This is a genomic window from Hamadaea sp. NPDC051192 (assembly GCF_040682475.1).
GTDB classification, from domain to species: Bacteria; Actinomycetota; Actinomycetes; order Mycobacteriales; family Micromonosporaceae; genus Hamadaea; species Hamadaea flava.
In genome coordinates, this window is the sequence record NZ_JBFBAZ010000074.1 from 20,160 (window position 1) to 38,841 (window position 18,682).

General features: G+C 69.2%; 12 protein-coding genes. 1 reads left to right on the top strand and 11 read right to left on the bottom strand.

Translation table 11 applies throughout. The features are described 5' to 3' along the window. Positions 1-55 precede the first annotated feature (55 nt). From AB0M47_RS26720 to AB0M47_RS26770, 11 genes are all read right to left on the bottom strand, one after another. Positions 56-370, bottom strand: a complete 315-nt coding sequence (locus AB0M47_RS26720; RefSeq protein WP_253762995.1) for a hypothetical protein — start codon at positions 368-370, stop codon at positions 56-58. A 49-nt stretch (positions 371-419) separates the two neighbouring features. Next, a complete protein-coding gene (gene grpE, locus AB0M47_RS26725; protein ID WP_363418817.1) occupies positions 420-878 on the bottom strand; it encodes a nucleotide exchange factor GrpE in 459 nt (152 codons plus the stop codon). Then, positions 875-2,395, bottom strand: a complete 1,521-nt coding sequence (locus tag AB0M47_RS26730; RefSeq protein ID WP_363418819.1) for an Hsp70 family protein — start codon at positions 2,393-2,395, stop codon at positions 875-877. Before AB0M47_RS26730 ends, grpE begins: the two co-directional genes overlap by 4 nt. 4 nt (positions 2,396-2,399) lie before the next feature. Continuing rightward, positions 2,400-3,527 (bottom strand): DnaJ domain-containing protein, encoded by a 1,128-nt coding sequence (locus AB0M47_RS26735; protein ID WP_363418821.1) that lies wholly within the window; start codon positions 3,525-3,527, stop codon positions 2,400-2,402. Between the two features lie 115 nt (positions 3,528-3,642). Next, positions 3,643-6,183, bottom strand: a complete 2,541-nt coding sequence (pepN, locus tag AB0M47_RS26740; RefSeq protein WP_363418823.1) for an aminopeptidase N — start codon at positions 6,181-6,183, stop codon at positions 3,643-3,645. A 95-nt stretch (positions 6,184-6,278) separates the two neighbouring features. Further along, entirely contained in the window at positions 6,279-9,581 is a 3,303-nt protein-coding gene (locus tag AB0M47_RS26745; RefSeq protein ID WP_363418825.1) for a discoidin domain-containing protein, read from the bottom strand. 92 nt (positions 9,582-9,673) lie between these two features. After that, positions 9,674-12,154, bottom strand: a complete 2,481-nt coding sequence (locus tag AB0M47_RS26750; protein WP_363418827.1) for a beta-L-arabinofuranosidase domain-containing protein — start codon at positions 12,152-12,154, stop codon at positions 9,674-9,676. Positions 12,155-12,229: 75 nt separating this feature from the next. Beyond that, complete coding sequence (locus tag AB0M47_RS26755) at positions 12,230-13,000, bottom strand: carbohydrate ABC transporter permease (RefSeq protein WP_363418829.1); 771 nt, start codon at positions 12,998-13,000, stop codon at positions 12,230-12,232. Between the two features lie 94 nt (positions 13,001-13,094). Beyond that, positions 13,095-14,036, bottom strand: coding sequence for a sugar ABC transporter permease (locus tag AB0M47_RS26760; protein WP_363418831.1), 942 nt, complete (start codon positions 14,034-14,036; stop codon positions 13,095-13,097). A gap of 66 nt (positions 14,037-14,102) precedes the next feature. Further along, positions 14,103-15,383 (bottom strand): sugar ABC transporter substrate-binding protein, encoded by a 1,281-nt coding sequence (locus AB0M47_RS26765; protein WP_363418833.1) that lies wholly within the window; start codon positions 15,381-15,383, stop codon positions 14,103-14,105. A gap of 49 nt (positions 15,384-15,432) precedes the next feature. Continuing rightward, positions 15,433-17,409: a beta-L-arabinofuranosidase domain-containing protein gene (locus AB0M47_RS26770; protein WP_363418835.1), complete on the bottom strand. Its 1,977-nt coding sequence runs from the start codon at positions 17,407-17,409 to the stop codon at positions 15,433-15,435. A gap of 132 nt (positions 17,410-17,541) precedes the next feature. On the opposite strand from AB0M47_RS26770, the gene AB0M47_RS26775 reads away from it, so the two are divergent. Next, positions 17,542-18,561 (top strand): LacI family DNA-binding transcriptional regulator, encoded by a 1,020-nt coding sequence (locus AB0M47_RS26775; protein WP_253763006.1) that lies wholly within the window; start codon positions 17,542-17,544, stop codon positions 18,559-18,561. The last annotated feature ends 121 nt before the right edge of the window (positions 18,562-18,682 follow it).

The following is an 18,682-nucleotide window of genomic DNA, read 5'->3' on the forward strand; positions in this document are numbered from 1 at the left end:
TGATCGGCCGCGCGCGGGGCTCACCGCGCGCGGCCACCTGCGAGCCGACCGAGGGTCAGGCCTGGCCGGTGGCGATCGCGCCGATCTTGCCGTCGACGATCGTGAACCGCCACCGCGTACGCATCTCGCCCCAGGTGTCGTTGCGATACCGGGCGATCATCGACAGCCCGTCGTCGTCCTGCTCCTCGACGTCGAGGTGGCCGTTGACGGTGAAGATCTCGCGGTCGATCCACTCCTCGAGGTCCTGCTGGGTGTCGTCGTCGGACAGGATGGCATCCGGCGTCAGCGCCGACAGGAACCGCGGCCGGTCGCCGGTGTTGATCGCCTCGACCAGTTCGCGGACGGCCGGGTGGACGACTGACTGGTTCACCACCGGATCGTATGCGGGCGGCCGTGGCCTGCGCCGGAGTATGCGCAGATCAGGCGGCGGGCGGCCGGTTGACGCGTACTTGGGCGGGGCGGAAGACCCAGCCGTGGTAGTGGTATCCGCGCCGGAAATGCCCGGTGATCGCGCGATCGGGCTGGTCGGGGTCGGCACCGGTCTCGACCGCCTCGTGCCGGGCCGGATCGAAACCGTCCGCGACGCCGATCTCCTGGACGCCCTGGGCCGAAAGGACGTCCAGCAATTCGTCCCGAAGCGACTCGGCGAAGGCGGGATCGGGGCCGGCGTACTGGTCGAGCCGGTCGATGGCCCGTGCCACCTGCGTGACCATCGGCTGCAACGCCTCCCGGAACAGGCCTGCCTCGGCGCGCCGCCCACGTTCGGTCAGCTCGGCCAGCGCCTGCCGGGCCGTCTTGTCCTCCAGTAAACGGCGCTGGAACAGGTCGAGGAGGTGATCCAGCTTGGCGTGGAGGGGATCCGACGTCGGCTGGGTCATTGCAGGCCCAGCGTACGCAGGGCGGCGCGGCCGCGGTCCAGGTCGTCGGCGCTGAGGTTGTTCGGGCGGTCGAGTTCGATCTCGCCGAGCGAGCGATTGTTCGTCACGTCGAACAATTCGACGTGGACCACGCCGTCGACGTCGTAGGACATGACGGTGCGGATGGGCGCGCCCTTGGGCAGTCCGGGCGGCAACGCCATGTGGGTGCTGTGCAGGACCGCGACGTACTCGGGATCCTCGTCCTCTCCTTCGGTGACCTGTACGTCGATGCGGCCCTGGTGGTGATAGATCGTGAAGGACAACGCCTCGTGCTGGCACGGGATGCGTGAATTGCGAGGGATGATCACCACGTTGACCCGGCGGCCGGTCTCCTCGTCGAGCAGGATCTCGCCGAGCGCCTGCGAGGTGACGTCCAAGACGGTCACTGGGACGGCCGGCGCCTGCCCGGCCTGCTCCGCCTGGAGCTGACCGGCCAAGATCGCCGCGCCGATGGCGACCGCCTCGTCCGGGTTCACCCCGGGCTCGGGGTCCTTGCCGGACAGGCGTCGCACCAGCTGCCGGATCATCGGCATCCGGGTCGAGCCGCCGACGAGCAGCACCTTGTCGATCTCGGCCCAGGTGGACCCGGCCTGGTCGAGCACGGATTCGGTCAGCATCTCGATCCGGTCCAGCAGGTCGGCCGTCATCGACTCGAAGCCGTCGCGGGTCACCGGGAACCGGTACGCCCGGCCGCCCGCGCTGAGGTGGATCGTCGACTCGGCGACGCTGGACATCCGGATCTTCGCCGCCTCGCAACGTTCCCGCAGGTCGACCGACAGCTGTGGGTCGTCGTCGAGGTCTGGGCCGCCCTGCTCGGTCAGCCGCCCCTGCACGTACGCGATGAGCCGGTTGTCGAAGTCGAAGCCGCCCAGGTTGCGATCGCCGTCAGTGGCGACCACCTCGAACTCCGTGCCGCCGGTGGCGCGCATGACGGTCACGTCGAACGTTCCGCCGCCGAGGTCGAAGACGAAGCAGGTGCCGGTCGCGCCGGTCTTGAGCCCGTACGCCAGCGCGGCCGCGGTCGGTTCGTTGATCAGCCGCAGCACGTTCAGCCCGGCCAGCTCACCGGCGTCCCGGGTGGCTTTGCGGCGGGCGTCGTCGAAGTACGCCGGAACGGTGATGACCACGTCCCGGACCGGTGTTCCGAGCGTGGCCGCGGCGTCCTCGGCCAATCGGCGCAGGATGAGCGACGACACGTGCTCGGCCCGGTACTCCTTGCCTCGCTGATCGACGTAGACCGGGTTCGCCTCGCCCATCCGCCGCTTGACGAATTGGACGCAATCCTCCGGCTGCATGGCCATCGAGTGCTGGGCGAGCCTGCCGACCAGGATCTGGTCGGGCGACTCGAACAGCACGATCGACGGCGTGAGCCGGTCGCCGTCGCGGTTGGTCAGCACCTCCGGCTGGGCGCCGCCGGGCACGGTCGCCGCAGCGGCGGAGAAGGTCGTGCCGAGGTCGATCCCGATCACCTGTGTCATCGCGTCATCTCCACGGTCCGAACTGGCCCTGCTCGAACTGCCAGGCCTTCAGGTTGGTCTTCCACTGTGGTTCCAGCGACACGGCGTACACCAACGCGAGCACGGCGAGATAGCCGACGAGGAGCAATCCTGCGATGACTGCCGGCCCCACCTCGTCCGTCGTGTTGCCGCACACGCACAGCAGGGCGAGGGCCACGGCTATGACGCCGCTGACCTTGACGACGCCGAAGCTGCGGATCCAGGCGTCCGGCGGCAGCCGCCGCACCTCGCAGTCGCGCAGGTACTGCTCCATCTGGTCGATCTGCCCGTGCAACTCCGGATCGGTCGAGACGTGGCGCGCCCGGGAGAGATATGCCCGCATCTGATGGATCTCGGCCGGGGAGGTGACGGTGTAGCCGTCGTGCTCGCGATAGGCCGGGACCATCTCCGCCGCGTTGGTCAGGGCGAATCCGAGGGCGTCGCCGACGAACTCGGGATCGGTGGCCGTGGCGTACAGCGATTCGAGGAGTTGCAGTCCGGCCGGGCCACGCCCGGAGCGCATGAGCACCTCGGCCGATTCGACGGTGGCGTATTCGGCCGAGGGATCGAGGCGGCGTACCGTCTCGAACGCCTGGAGGGCGGCGTCCCACTGTTCCAGCTCGGTGTGAGCCAACCCGACCAGGTAATGGTGCTCGGGCTCGCCCGGATCGAGTGACACCGCGCGTTGCGCCTCGAACAACGCCTGGCGCGCGTTGCCGAGACTGCCGTTGGCCTGCGCCATCAGCCGCCAGGCCGCGGCCACGCCGTCGCCGAGTCCGCGGCGAGCCTCGTTCGCGCAGTACAACGCGCCGTGGTAGTCGCCGGCCTCCATGCGTTGCGCGGCCTCAGCCAGCCAGTCGTTTGTGGACACCACGGTGGGACCAGCGGTCGGCGCGGCGGACAGCCGCAGGTCGTGCGCCTGTCGCTGGGCCGGATCGAGCAGGACGCGTTTGGCTTCCATCAACTGCTCGGCCCGCCGCTCGGCCGCTTGGCGCTTGGCCTGGTCGGCATGGTTCATCCGGCGCTGGTTCTTGCGGTACTCCTCTTTGATCTTCTGCTCGATCTCGGCGGAGGTGGCCGACGACGGCACGCCGAGCAGGTCGTAGTAGTTCATCGAGTCTGGAGCCCCGTCCTCGAGTCAGGTGTCTCGCGGGTGGTGTCTCACGGCGGTACGGCGTAGCTCAATATAGACGACTACCGCACGCTGTCTCAGGCTCGAAAATGGACGGTCAGGCGGCGTCCCGTTGGCGGGCCCGCAGGGCGCGGACCACCCCGTCGCGGCCGTCCATGATGATCCGGCGCAGCGCACCCGGCCGGTCCGGGTCGGCCAGCCAGGCGTCGGACGCGTCGATCGTGGCCTGCGAGATCTGCAGGGTGGGATAGGTCGCCCGGGCGAACCACAGACCCATCTGCGCGTCGAACGTCGCGTACGCCTGCTGCACCTCGGCGAAGTAGTGCCCGGCGTACGGCGCGGTCAGCTCTTCCTGGCCGGTGTGCTGGAAGCCGTTGCCGAGCGCCATGACCTCCCAGTTGGCCCGGCCGGACTCGGTCAGCCGCCGCCAAGTGTCGGCCTTCGCCGCCGCGGTTGGCAGCAGTGCTCCGGCCTTAACCGCGCGCTGGCGGCCTCCGGCGGTGGCGTCGCGCTCCAGTTCGGCGGCGATCTCGGCCGAGTCGAGCGCGCCGACGGCCGCCAGCGCTTCGACGAGGTGCCAGCGCAGATCGACGCCCAGCTCCAACCCGTCCGGTACGCCGTCCCCGCGCAGCCAGCCGAGCAGCACCGCGGTCTCGTCGGGCGTACGGGCCGATTCGGCGTACGTGCGGGCCCAGACCTGCTGCAGGTCGCTGCCCGGCTCCGCCTGCTCCAGCGCCGTCCGGGTCGCCGCGTGCAGCGTCGCCCAGCCGGTCGGCGCCCAGCCCGGATCGATGAACCGGGCGAGCGCCCGCTGCGCCTTGGTGAGCACCGCCGAGGCGAGGTTGGCGTCGGTCTCGGCGGGCAGGTTCGCGGCGACCTGACCCACGTACGCACGCGCGGGCAGTTCGGCGTCGCAGACCATGTCCCAGGCGGCCGACCAGGCCAGTGCGCGCTGCATCGGCTGGGGGAACGCGGACAGGTGCCGCAGCAGGGTCTGTGTCGACCGCTCGTCCAGGCGCACCTTGGCGTACGTGAGGTCGTCGTCGTTGAGCAGCAGCACGTCCGGCTGCCGCTGGCCACGTAGTTCGGCGAGGTCGGTCCGGTCGCCGGTGACGTCGGCCTCGATCCGGCTGCGCCGCACGAGCCGGCCGTCGACCAGGTCGTAGAGGCCGATCGCGATGCGGTGGTCGCGAAGGGTCGGGTGGCTCTCCGGAGCCTCCTGGCCGATGACGACCGAGCGATACGTCCCGTCGGCGTCCACCTCGATCTGCGGCCGCAGCGTGTTGACCTCGGCCGTACGCAGCCAGCGGCGCGCGTACTCGCCGAGGTCCCGGCCGCTGGCCTGTTCGAGGGCGCGCAGCAGGTCGGCGAAGGTGGCGTTGCCCCAGGCGTGCTCGGTGAGGTGGGACTGCACGGCCGTGCGGAAGGTCTGCTCGCCCACGTACGCCACGAGCTGCTTGAGGACGCTGGCGCCCTTCGAGTACGTGATGGCGTCGAAGTTGCTCTCGGTAGCCAGCGTGTCCGGCACCTCGGTGTAGATGGGGTGCGTCGAGGACAGCTGGTCCTGCCGGTACGCCTCGGCCTTGGCGGTGGCGAGGAAGGTCGCCCACGCGCCGGTGTGCCGGGTGACGCTGGTCGTGGCCCAGTAGCCGGCCCAGTCGGCGAACGACTCGTTCAGCCACAGGTCGTCCCACCAGCGCAGGGTGACCAGGTCCCCGAACCACATGTGGGCCATCTCGTGCATGATGACCATCGCCCGCCACTCGTGCTCGACGGCGGTGGCCTTCGACCGGAACAGGCACAGCTCCTCGGAGAACGTGATGCAGCCGAAGTTCTCCATCGCGCCCATGTTGTACTCGGGCAGCAGGATCTGGTCGTACTTCGGCAGGGGATAGCGGACGCCGAAGGACGACTGGAAGTGGTCCAGGCCCCGCTTGGTGACGTCGAGGAACTCGTCCGCGTCGAGGTGCTCGGCGACCGACGCCCGGCAGAACAGACCCAGGTCGATGCCGTCGTGAGTGTCGCGTACCTCGTGGAAGGGTCCGGCGCACACGGCTCCCACGTAGCTGCTCATCTTCGGGGAGCGCTGGAAGTGGACGACCTTGGCCCCGTTGTCCAGCGCCTCGACCCGGTCGACCGGCATCGTCGAGGTGACCAGCCAGTGGCCCGGAACGGTGACGTGCCAGGTGAACTCGGCCTTCAGATCGGGCTGGTCGAAGCAGGCGTACGCCCGCTGGCTGTCGGCGGGGCAGAACGAGGAGTAGACGTAGACCTCGCCGTCGACCGGGTCGACCGCCCGGTGCAGGCCCTGCCCGCTCGACGAGTACGCGAACTCGGCCGCCACGACGAGGAAGTTGCCGCCGAACTCGGTGGCGAGCGCGTACCCCTTGACGGGGTCGAATTCGAGCGACTGCGGCTGCCCGTTCAGGGTGACCTCGGTCAGCCGCTCGGCGGCGACCTCGATGACCGCCTCGGTGTCCCGGCAGTGGAAGGTGACCTCGGTCCGGGAGCGGAACGTCCCCTCGCCGGGTCCGCCCGCGCCGTCGGTCAGGTCGAGCTGGATGTCGTAGTGCCCCACCTCGAGAGCGGCGGCCCGCTCGATCGCCTCGGTCTGCGTGATGTTGCGAATCGCGGCCACGTCGCCTCCCCGTCCGGTTCCTGCAAACGTAGTTGATGCGGCGCGATCGCGGGAGCCCCACGATCCGGCGGACCGTGGGGCTCCCGGCTGCTACCTCAGGAGGTGAAGGCCTTCACCTCCAGCAGGCCGAGCGACGCGGTTCCGGTCGCGGTCAGCACGACCCGCAACCGGGTGGTCGAGGTCGCGGTGAAGGTGACCGTGTTGTACGCGTTCTTCGTCAACGTGTACGCGCTCGCGCCGGGCACGTCGGCGTACGCCGTGCCGTTCCAGTACTGAAGCTTCCACGACGACGGCATGTCGATGCCCTGGTCGTCGTCGAAGAAGTAGACCTGGGCGCGGCTGACCGACTGCGCCGTCGACCATTGCAGCTCGCCCCACTGGGTGCCGGTCTCCGGCCAGGTGCCCCAGCGGTTGCCCTGGTTCGTGCCGCCGTAGTTCGAGCTGGTCGGCTCGTCGCCGTTGTTGAGCGCGGCGCAGCTCTCCCAGGCCGACGTGTAACTGCACACCGGGGACGCCGACAGGGCCAGGTTCGTCACCGGCGGCGGCTGCGTACCGCCGCGGTTGAAGATCTTGACCTCGGTCAGGCCGGTCTTGGCGCCGGACGCGTTGGTCGCCAGTACGCGTACCCGTTGAGCACTGATGGCCGGGAAGGTCACCAGGTTGTAGTTGGCGCGGGGCGCGCCCGGCGACTTGGCCTGGCTGGGCACGCTGACCCAGGCGGACCCGTTGTAGTACTGGATGTCGTACGCGGACGGCGCCCGGTACGTGGTGCTGGCGGGCCGGCTGTCCTTGAAGTAGAGCCGGACCTCGTTGAGCGTGCGGGCCGTGCCGAAGTTGACCTCGTACCAGTCCTGGCTGTTCGGCGAGCCCCCCGCGCCCCAATAGGGCTCGTTGATCGGGAAGCCGTCGACCGCGGCCGCGGTGCTGGTGCCCGAGCCGCTGTAGGAGGCGCTGACCGTCGCGCCGGTGGCGAGGTTGGTCAGGGCCGGCAGGGTGGTGTCGACGCCGGCCTTGGCCAGCTCGTCGAGGACCCGCGCGTCGGACTGGACGACCTGGTTGGGCGCCTGGAGCGACGAGAAGGACGCGTTGTAGGAGACGGTGCCGGTGGTGGTGACCGCGCCGGTCGCCGGATCCCAAGTGAACGGGACCAGCGAGTTGACGGTGGCGACCCGGGTGCCGTTGATGAAGATGGAGTAGCCCTCGGGCACGCCGGGATAGCGCACGACGCCGTCGGCCGGATCGTCCCAGACGATGCTCAGGTCGGCGTTGCGGTAGCGGATGTTGTTGACGGTGAAGTGGGTCCAGCCGATGTTGATCGGCGACAGCTCGACCTTGGCGTCGTTGCGCGGGCGCAGGCCCGCGACGTCCTCGATCATCGTCCAGTTGCCGCTGCCGAGGATGTTGTGGTGGATCCAGGAGCGGTAGGTGATCGACGAGCCGTTCCAGTTGGCCCAGAACTCGTTGGCGTCCGGGTACGCCATGTTGCCGTTGACGTACTGGGCGTACGCGTTCCAGTAGAGCAGCTTCTTGTACCAGTCGGCGGTGATCCACGAGTTGGGGTAGTTGCGGATGACCGAGCTGATCAGCCGGAACTGGACCGTCGAGTTGATGGTGGAGAAGTTGTTGCTGCCCGTCCCGGCGGCCGCCTTGTCGGCCTGATTCGCGGTGTAGAACGGGAAGATCGGGTACTGCGCCGGGTCGTCGAACAGGCGCAGCGCCTGCTTGTAGGTGGTGGTGTTCGGGATCGCGTTGACCGCGAACGGGTAGTAGATGTTGATCTCCTTCCAGGGGTTGAACGCCCCGTCGGAGACCATCCGGTTCTCGAACAGGTTGCGGCTGGGGTTCCACAACACGTTCACGATGGCGTTGCCGATGTCGGTGGCGAGCTGGCGCATCTCGGCCGCCTTGGCCGTGTTGCCCGCCGCTTCGTACGCCGCCGCCGCGGCGAGCGCGCCGCTGTACTGGTACGCCGACTCGCCCCGGTCCATCTTGCCGGCCCGCCAGTCGAAGGAGACCGCGTCGGCGTCGTTGCCGGTCAGCGCGCCCCAGTCGTACTCGATGAGCTTGTTGTTGTTGGTGTCGTAATAGGCGAGCTGGCCCTTGACGTCGCCTTCGGCGTACTTGGCGAGGTTGGCCGCGATCGCCGGCTGGCCGCCGTGGATCTGGTAGCTCTTCCAGGCCGCCTCGGCGATGTACTGCGTGTAGCTGTTGGACCAGTTCTCCGGGTCGCCCGGGTTGTCGACGAATCGCGCGCCCTTGCTGACCTGCCCGGCCGACAGCCAGTCGCCGTACGCGTACAGCGGTGTGCGCAGGTACTTCAGGTCGTCGATGTGCATCGGCTGGGTCAGCACGATCGCGTTGTTGTAGCCGAGCGCGCCCTCGACGGAGATCGGGAACTGATAGGTCTGCCCCGGGATGTCGGCGTCGAGGTTGTTGAACCGCATGAGCCACCAGCGGTAGTAGTAGTTCTTCTTCAACGCCGGTTCGGGGGAGTCGAAGTAGGGGATGTTGTCCGCCCACCACTTGTTGTACGCCCGGACGTGGGTGGCGAACGCGGTGGCGTTGGAGTACCCGGCGTAGGCGCTGTACTCGGTGGCCGAGTCCGGGATCTCATTGGCGATGAAGCCCATGACCACCTTCGCCGTGGCGGTGGCCCCGGCCGCGACGGTGATGGAGCGGTTCAGCCCGCCGCTGGAGACGGCGAAACCGTCCCCGGTCAGCCGGGTCGTCAGCGTCGTCAGGCTGTTCTTCACCCCGGTCGAACCGGTCAGCTCGCTGCCGCTGCCGCTGGTGGCGTACGGGGAGACCGCCCGCAGGGTCAGCGTCGTGGACGCCGATCCGCTGTTGGTGATCGACAGGTTCGTCACCGCGACGTTGTTGTTCGTGATGAACTTCTGCTGGGTGATCGTGATCGAGCCGCTGGTGAAGACGTTCTTCGAGTAGGACGGTGCCTGCCAGCGTTGCGACGGCTGCTCCGAGAACGTCCCCGGGCTGGCCGTGATCGTGTACGCGTTGTTGTCGCTGATGCTCTCCCAGTACGCGACGTGGCCGGCGAAGCCCATCGTGCCCGGGGTGTAGGTCTTCATGAACAGGGCTCGGCCCCGCGTCATGAGGATGGCCCCGTCGGCGTCGGCGGGATCACTGCCGCCGCTGCGGGACAGCAGCCGGTCCATCCAGAAGTCGGTGCCGCCGCTTTCGGCGTTGTACATCGCCTGCATCATGTTGCCGGTGGTGTAGCCGACCGGGGCGGCCGGGATCGCCGGTCCGGTGAAGGTCGGCAGCCCGATGGTCTGGGCGGCATAGCCGGGCGTCGGCTGCGCGGTCAGCAGAGCGGCGCCTAGCGTCGCTACCGTGAAAGCCGCGACGCGGCGCCGGAAGGTGGTGCCGGTGGAGCCCATGCGCGTCACCTCCTGATGACGTCGTGGTGGGGGGTGGGGGCCGACGGGCGGCGGCGGGATGCCGGGTACATCCCGCCGCTGCCCGCCGGGGCTCAGGTGCCCGACGTGTACAGCGCGGCGATCTCGCTCGCGCTCAGGGCACGGCTGTAGAGGCGCAGGCCGTCGACCGCGCCGTCGAGGTACGGGTCGGCGTACTGCGAGCGGCCGATCCGGTTGGCGGTGGTGCTGCCCAGGCTGGCCGGGGTCAGGGTCAGCCCGGTGCTGCGGGCGACTTCCGCGCCGTTGACGTAGAGGACGCCGACCGCGCCGTTGAGGGTCACCGCGACATGCGTCCACGCGCCGGTCGGCAGCGCCGCCGGGGCGTTGATCCGCTGCTCGCCGCCGGAGCCGCTGGTCGTGATGGCGAACCGGGCGGTGCCGGAACTGCTTTGCGGGGTCAGGAACATGTTGACCGTCGTGCTGCTGCCGAAGTCGAACACCCGCGACCAGCTCGTCAGGGTGTCGATGCGGACCCAGGTCGCCACGGTGGCGGCGGCCGCTCCGGCGAGGATCCCGGCCGGCAGGGTGACGTAGCCGGTCGAGCCGTTGAGGTCGACGGCGTTGCCGCTGCGCCCGGCCACCCACGCGGTGCCGCCGGCCAGCGTCGCGGTCTTGCCGTTGCCGGTCGCGTCGGCGGCCGTCGTGCCGCTGGTCTCGTCGAACTTGTACCAGGCCACGAACTCCGGCAGCGGCTGCGTCGAGGTGACGTTCCAGTACACCGTGTACCGCTGATGGTGCATCTTGTAGAACGGCAGCAGCGTCACCGTGCCGGTGCTGGCGGTCGCCGTGTACTGCAACGGGGTCGAGGTCGCGGCGAGGGTCGCCGGGTTCAGCGTCGGCAGCGCGGACAGGTTCGTCGTCCCATAGGCGCCCGCGAGCACGATCGGGCCGATCTTCACCGCCTGGGTGGTCGCGCTGTCGGGCGTGGCCGACCGGGTCAGCGCCATCGGCATCGTCATCGCCACGACGTCGCCGGTGGTCCAGCTCCGCGTGATGGTGACGTGGGCTCCGGGGGTGGCCGCGACCGCCGCCCCGTTCAGCGTCACCGTCGCTCCAGCCGCCCAGGAGGGTACGCGCAGCTTCAGCGTGAACGCGGCGTTCCCCGTGACGGTCAGTCTGGTGGTGTTCGATTCGGGGAAGGTGGTGTCCTGGCGGATCGTCACGCCCTTCGCCGCCCAGTTCACCGTGGACGCGATGAACAGGTTGACGAAGATGGTGTTCGCGTTGTCGTGGAAGTAAATGGTGTCGGCGAACTTCGTGTGCGTCTCCATGCCGCTGCCGTGATCGCAGGTGAAGTCGTTGTAATCGTTGGTGTAGGTCTTGATCCCGCCCGCCCGCAGCGGCGTGTAGTAGGTGACGAAGCCGTGCGCGGAGTCGGGGTCCTGCTCGCCGAGCATCTGGTTCCAGAGGGTCCGCTCGTAGTACTCCAGGTAGTCCAGCCGAGCCGGGTTGGTGAAGAACAGCTGCCGGGTCAGCTTGAGCATGTTGTAGGAGTTGCAGACCTCGCAGGTGCTGTCCGACAACTGGCTGGCGATCCGGTCCGGCGCCTTGAAGTACTCCCCGTCCGAGTTGCCGCCGATGACGTACGTGTGGTGACCGACGACGATGTCCCAGAAGTTGACGGCGATGTCGCGGTAGCGGGTCGTGCCGGTCGCGTGGTACTCGCGGATCGCGCCGATCGCCTTCGGGATCTGGGTGTTGGCGTGGTATCCGTTGAGGGCGTCGGTGTTGCTCGCCAGCGGGTCGAAGATCTCGGCGTGGTCGAAGTACTGCGCCGTGGTCAGGTGGTTGGCGTCGGCGGTGACCTGATAGAGGTTGGCCAGCACCTCGTTCATCCCGCCGAATTCGGTGTCGAGCATGTTCTGCCGCTGGGTCTGGGTCAGCCGGTCCATCCGGAACTTCACCCAGGCCGCCATCGCCGTCAGCACCGCCAGCGCCTGGGCGTTGCCGGCGAGCAGGTGCATGTCGAGCAGGCCGGCCATGATCTTGTGCAGCGTGTAGTACGGCGCCCACACCGACTGCCGGGCCTCGACGCGGTCGATGAAACTCTCCGGGAACGCCGACAGGAAGCCGGTGTTGAAGCCGACCGTGGTGGCCCGCGCCTGGCATTGCGCGAGTACGCCGACGATGTAGTCGCCCTTCGTCTTGTACGCCGTGTCGCCGGTGTTCGCGTACGACTGGGCCAGAGCGGTCAGCAGATGGCCGGTGGAGTGCCCGCGCAGCTCGGTCGTCGGCGACTCCCAGCCGCCACACGCGGCCGCCGACGAGGACAGGCCGTAGTTGAGCCGGAAGGTGTGCAGCAGCCGGTCGGCGTCGACGAACTTCAGATACGCCTGCGTACGCCCCTGGTTGGCCAGGAACGGACCGGTCAGCAGGGTGACCGCCGACAGCGGGAAGGAGTAGACCGAGACGCCGGTGTCGGGTCTGGCCGCAGCCGCCGGTTCCCCCGTGAGCAGGGGAGCGGCGGTAGCGGCGACACCGGCCGCGACGCCGGTGGCCAGCAGGGTGCGCCGGGTGACACGTTCGTGTCGCATGTACCTCACCTTTCGTTTTGGTACGAAGTGGAGGGTGTATCGCGTCGCACCCGGAACGCCGCGATACCTGCGGGCCTACCCCTTGAGCGCTCCAGAGGCGAACCCACGGACGTAGCTGCGTTGCATGAACGCGAACAACAGCAGGCACGGGACGGCCATGAAGACCACCCCCGCCTCCAGCGCCGCGTAGTCGATGGAGCCGTGGCTGGCGGTACGCATGTTGACCACCGCCAGCGTGGTGGTGAACTTGTCGGTCGAGTTGAGCAGGATCAGCGGGGCGAAGAACTCGTTCCACGAGGCGAGGAAGGCGAACAGGCCGACCGTGATCAGCCCCGGGCGTACCGCCGGGAGCATGATGCGCAGCAGCGTGGAGAAGCTGTTGCAGCCGTCGACCTGCGCGGACTCCTCGAGTTCGCGGGGCACCGCCTCGAACGAGTTGCGCATCATGAACAGCGAGAACGGCAGCTGGAACATGGTCAGCACCAGGCTCAGCCCGATCAGGCTGTCCTGCAGACCCAGCCAGCCGAGCAGCACGTACAGCGCGATCAGGATCGTCGCGTACGGCACCATCAGGATCGCCAGCGTGATCAGGAACAGCGCGTCGCGGCCGGGGAAGCGGAACCGGCCGAAGGCGTACCCGCCCAGCGTGGAGACGATCAGCGTGCCCCCGACGGTCAGTGCGCTGACCGTGAAGCTGTTGACCACATGGTGCAGGCGGATGCCGTTGTCCGAGGTGAACAGCCGGTCATAATTCTCCAGCCCGAAGCCGCTACCGGTACGCACGGACGCGTAGCCGCTCCACAGCAGCGGGAATAGGAAGAGGATCGCCAGCGCCCCGCCTGTCACGCCGTAGCCTGCTGTGCCCCATGGGTTGCCTCGCCGCGAATCCCTGCGGTCCGCTTGCGATGCAACGCGCCCCAGACTGATCATTGGCATGCCCCTAGTGAGACCGGCGGCGCAGGACGCCGAGCTGGACGACGTTGACGACGACGAGGACGGCGAGCAGGGCCACCGACAGCGCGGCGGCCGACCCGAGATCGAGCCGGATGAAGGCCTCCCGGTAGATCACCATCACCAATGAGGTGGTGCTGTTGTCGGGGCCGCCGCGGGTGAGGATCCAGAACTGGTCGAAGGCGAGGATCGAGCCGGTGATCATCATCGTCAGGACCAACGCGATCGTCGGCCGCATGAGCGGCAGGGTGATCCGCCGGAAGGTCTGCCAGCGGCTCGCGCCGTCGATCCGCGCGGCTTCGTAGACCTCCAGCGGGATCGCCTGCAGCCCGGTCAGCATGATGAGCATGTTGAAGCCGGCGAACCGCCACAGCACCAGCACCACGGTCGAGCCGAGCGCGGAGGTACCGCTGCCCGAGGTCCACGAGACGTAGCCGTCGACCAGGCCGATCGCCCGCAGGCCGTCGCTGACCGGGCCGATCTCGTCCGAGAGCAGCCCGAGGAACAGCAGTGAGGCGCTGGCGAACCCGACCGCCATCGGCAGGAAGAACGCCGTACGCAGGAAGCCCACGCCCCGGCGGCGGTTCTGCACGAGCAGGGCCAGCCCGAGGGCGAGCGAGAAGAGCAGCACCGTCATGATCACGGTGTATTTCAGGGTGAACCAGACCGCCGAGCCGACGAGCTGGTTGTCGCCGATGCCGGTGTAGTTGTCGGGCACGTTGAAGGTCGGCTGCCCCAGCAGCGGCCACTTGTGCAGCGACATCCACACCACCAGCAGCAGTGGCGTGACGAAGAACAGCCCGACCATGACCGCCGTGGGGGCGGCGTACGCGGCGCCCACCAGGCTCCGCCGTCTGGCCCGGCTCGCGCGTCGCGGCGGCGGTGTCGTCGCGGCCGCGTCGGCGGCCGGCGCCGGGCGCTGCATCGTCATCGGCATCGGTTCTCCGGAGTCGATTCGGGACCCGGCCGTCCGGTGTGGACGGCCGGGCCGGACGGGTCAGCCTTGCTGGAGGGACTTGGTGATCGCCGCGTTGCCGTCGGCGAGCGACTTGGCCGCGTCGCCGAACAGCGCTCCGCGGACGGTCTGCAGCCAGGGGCTCTGCGGGTCGTTGAACGAGGCGTTGAAGTTCTTCGCGTACGGCGTCTTGCCCTTCGCGACGAGGCTGTTGATCGTCACGATGCGCGGGTCGGCCGACGAGTACTTGTTCGAGGCCAGGTCGGTGCGGATCGGCACGCCCTTGTTCTTGGCGATGACCTCGACCTGGGCGGCCTCCGACATCGTCCAGTTCAGGAAGTCCCAGGCCTGCGCCTGCTTGGTGCTGGTCGCGCCGATGCCGATCGAGTCGCCGCCGATGAAGGTGGACTCCCCGCCGTCGAGGCCGGTGATCGGGGCGACGCCCATCTTCACGCCCTTCTCCTCGATCATGCCCAGCCACACCGACGGACCGGGCGCGATGCCGATCTTCCCGCTCTGCAGCGCGCCGAGCCAGGTCGGACCGGCCTCGTCCTTGGCCGCGGGCGCGGCCACGCCCTCGTCGTAGAGCGAACGGTAGAGGGCGAAGACGTCCGCCATCTCCTTCGAGTCGATCTTCGCGGTGGTGCCCTTGTCGTCGAGCACGTTGCCGCCGGACGCCCAGACCGACGGCCAGAAGGTGAACTCGACGCACCCGCCGCAGTTGCCGCCGAAGTAGGTGCCGTTGACGTCCCCGCCCAGCTTGTCGATCTTGCGCGCCTGCTCGGCGAACTCCTTGAGCGTCGTCGGCGGCTTCTCCGGGTCCAGCCCGGCCTTGGTGTACAGGTCCTTGTTGTAGAGCATCACCGACATGTCGACCGTGTGCGGCACGGCGTACGTCTTGCCGTCCCAGGTGCCGGCGCGGACATGGCCGGGGGAGACCTTGTCCTTCACGCCGCTGGCGGCGAACCGGTCGGTGATGTCGGCCCACAGACCCTGCGAGGCGTACTGCGGGGCGAAGACGACGTCGGTGGCGAACAGGTCGGGCAGGGCCTTCGCCCCGGCCGCCGAGGCCAGCTTCGCCGGATACTCCTCATTCGGGTACGCCGTCACGGTCACCTTGTTCTTGTGACCGGCGTTGTACGCCTCGGCGTACGCCTTGGACACCGATTCGGTGGCGGCACGCGTCCACAGGGTCAGCTGCGCGCCGTCGTCGACGCCGGCGGTGGAGTTCCCGCCGGGCGCCTCATCCTCACCGCACGCCCCGAGGACGACGGTCAGCAGGACCGCGACCGCCACGGCGGCCGGGGTTCTCAACGATCTCACGATCTCTCCTTAGTTTTTGGAGGTTCGGCGGCTCGGGCGGCCGGGTCGGTCAGGTCTTGGGCAGCCAGATCCGCATCGTGGCCGGACCCTGGCGGCCCCAGCGGTGATACGGGATCAATCGCAGGGATGTCGGGGTCCGGGCTCCGCTCGCCGCCGCGTCGGCGTACGGCCACGCGGCGGGAGCGGTCTGTTCGAGCACGGCGGAGACGGAGACCGTGCTCTGCTCGGGGTTCTTCTCGTTCTCCGCCGCGGCTGCGGCGGTGGCGTAGTCGGCCGGGGGGACAGCCACGTCGACCCGCACTCGGTCCAGGTCGATCGAGCCCTCCGGGGACTCCGCGCACAACACGATCGGGCCACGCTCGACCGCGACGCAATCCCGGACGGCGTCGATGCGAGCGTCGGGATGGGTGAACCGGGGCCGCATCGGCAGCCAGAGGACGATCTCATCACCGGCCCGGAACGGGCGGCGGATCACGACGCGGTCGCCCGAGGCGGGCTGCGGCTGCCCGTTGACCGTCACAGTCGCCCCACCGGCCCAGTCGGGCAGGCGCAGCGCGACGGCCCATTCGCCGCCGGACGTCTCGGTGACCCGGATCCGGACGCCCCCGCTGTCCGGGTACGCCGTGGTCATCGACAGTCCGACCGGCCGCCCGTCGGCCAGCCGCGTACGCACTTCGGCGTCGGCGTACTGGAAGACGTGCACCTCGTCGGCGTCCACCGCCGCGAAGTACGCCGACAGGCTCGCCAGCAGCCGGGCGGTGTTGCCCAGGCAGCAGGACACCTCGAACCAGGGCGCGCGGGGACCGCCGCCGAAGCCGAGCTGCTCCTGATCCTCCGGCACGACCGCGGTCGGCGTACGCTGATGCAGCGTGTTGGCGTAGAAGAAGGACCGCCCGTCGTCGCCCAGCGAGGTCGCCACCACGTTGTACAGGACGCGCTCGATGACGTCGGCGTACCGGGGCCGGCCGGTGGCCAGCAGTAGCCGCCAGGCGAGCATGACCGTCGCGATGCCGGCGCAGGTCTCCGAATAGGCCCGGTCGGACGGCAGTACGAAGTCCTCGCCGAAGGCCTCGTCCTCGTGCCGGGAGCCCATGCCGCCCGTCAGATACGTACGCCGCGCCAGCGTGTGGTCGAACTGCTCGATGATCGCGCCGAGCAGCTCGTCGTCGCCGGTCTCGACGGCCACGTCCACCGCGCCCGCGGCCAGGTAGAGCGCGCGGACGGCGTGGCCGCGGAAGGTGTGCGCCGCCCGGATGGGCTGATCGTCGCTGAAGTACGACCAGCCGAACTGGTGCGGCGGCAGGCTGCGGTGACCCCGGCGGCGCAGGAACAATGCGGCCTGGTCGAGGTAGCGCTGCTCGCCGGTGACCCGGGCCAGCTCGGCCAGGGCCGGCTCGATCTCCGGATGTCCACAGACGATCGCCGGACCGTCCGGGCCGAAGGTGTCGCAGACGTGGTCGGCCGCCCGCTGGGCGACGTCCAGCAGCTCGTCGCCGCCGGTCGTCCGCGCCCGCGCGACCGCCGCCTGAAGCAGGTGCCCGGTGCAGTACAGCTCGTGCCCCCAGGACAGGTCGCTGTACCGGGACCGCTGCCCAGGGCCGCCGAACGCCGTGTGCAGGTAGCCGTCGTCGGCCTGCGCGCCGGCGAACAACGCGGTCAGCTCGGTGATCTCGCGGTCGCGGCCCGGCGTCGGCAGCCGCCCGTTCTCCCAGGACATCGCCTCGACGAGCTTGTAGACCTCGGAGTCGGTGAACTCGCGTCCCCGGCGGTCGGCGTTGGCGTCACCGTCCCGCAGGAACGACCCGGTCCAGCCGAGCTTGTCCATCCACAGCCGACCGTGGTCGAGCGTCGCGCTGCCGATCAGCTGCTGCCGCCGGGCCCAGAAGCCGCCGGTGATCCGCACCTCGGCCAGGCCGAGCGGGCGCAACGCGCCGCGCGACGGCACGACGGGCCGCCCTCCCGTGAGGTCGGCGGGGCGCGCCGTCACCGTCATCGTGGCCTCCTCCTCGTGGATGTGTGAGGACACGATGCGCGCCGAAAACCTTTTCGGCAAGACGTCTTCTGAGTTACAAACCGATAACGGCACATCGATAGATCACGGGGATTGACAACGTCATTACGCTTTGGGCAGCTTCGAAATCGATTCGAAAGGCTTTCGATGGGCAGACGGCGGTCGCAACAGGTGACCCTCACCGACGTGGCGCAGCTGGCGGGCGTCTCGGTCGCCACCGCTTCGAAAGCCCTCAATGCCAAGGGGGAGGTCGCGCCGGACACCCGGCAACGCGTACTGCAGGCGGCCGAGCAGTTGGCGTTCCAGCCGAACGTGCTCGCGCGCGGCCTGATCTCCGGGCGCACGCGCACCATCGGGCTGCTCACCGACGAGCTGGCCGGCCGGTTCTCCATCCCCATCCTGCTGGGCGCGGAGAACGCGCTCGGCAACGAGCAGATGTCGGTGCTGCTCTGCGACGCCCGCGGCGACGCCATCCGCCGCCGGCACTACATCCGTACGCTCGTCGCCCGGCAGGTCGACGGGTTCATCGTGGTGGGGGACAGCAACGACGTACGCCCATCGCTGGGCCGGGAGATCCCGGTCCCGGTCGTCTACGTCTACGGCCAGTCCACCGATCCGGACGACTTGTCGCTGCTGGCCGACGACGAAGGCGGCGCACGCTTGGTGATCGAGCACCTGATCGCGCAGCGCCGCCGCCGCATCGGGCACATCACCGGCCCGGAGCACTATCGAGCGGCGCGCGACCGGGTCACCGGGGCCCGCGCGGTTCTGGCCGAAAACGGCCTGACCCTCGTCGGCGGCGAACCGCTCTACGGCGAGTGGTCGCAGCGCTGGGGCCGCCACGCCACCCGGCAGCTGCTGACCGCTCACCCCGACACCGACGCGCTGTTCTGCGGCAACGACCAGATCGCCGTCGGGGCGTTGCAAGTGTTGCAGGAGATGGGCCGTCGAGTCCCCGACGACGTGGCCGTGGTCGGCTACGACAACTGGGAGGTGCTGGCGGCCGACTGCCGGCCTCCGCTGACCACTGTGGACCTCAACCTGGAGCAGCTCGGCGCGACGGCGGTGCTGCACCTGTTCGCCGCGCTCGACGGCAACCCGACCACCGGGGTGCTGCGGCAACCCTGCCGCCTGGTCGTCCGCGAGTCGACCGGCCTCGCCGCCTGACGCGCGCCTTCACCTGGCTTCCTCTGGCGCTGGATCAGGGTTCCGGGTCGGATCATGGGTCAAGATTCGACCGGGATCCGTGATCCAACGCGGAACTACAGATGCGGGCCGGTCAGACGTC

Bases quoted from the DNA above. Each gene is read 5' to 3' on its own strand.
- AB0M47_RS26745 (WP_363418825.1), bottom strand. From the start codon at position 9,581: ATGGGCTCCACCGGCACCACCTTCCGGCGCCGCGTCGCGGCTTTCACG.
- AB0M47_RS26760 (WP_363418831.1), bottom strand. From the start codon at position 14,036: ATGACGATGCAGCGCCCGGCGCCGGCCGCCGACGCGGCCGCGACGACA.
- AB0M47_RS26750 (WP_363418827.1), bottom strand. From the start codon at position 12,154: ATGCGACACGAACGTGTCACCCGGCGCACCCTGCTGGCCACCGGCGTC.
- AB0M47_RS26730 (WP_363418819.1), bottom strand. From the start codon at position 2,395: ATGACACAGGTGATCGGGATCGACCTCGGCACGACCTTCTCCGCCGCT.
- AB0M47_RS26775 (WP_253763006.1), top strand. From the start codon at position 17,542: ATGGGCAGACGGCGGTCGCAACAGGTGACCCTCACCGACGTGGCGCAG.
- AB0M47_RS26735 (WP_363418821.1), bottom strand. From the start codon at position 3,527: ATGAACTACTACGACCTGCTCGGCGTGCCGTCGTCGGCCACCTCCGCC.
- grpE (WP_363418817.1), bottom strand. From the start codon at position 878: ATGACCCAGCCGACGTCGGATCCCCTCCACGCCAAGCTGGATCACCTC.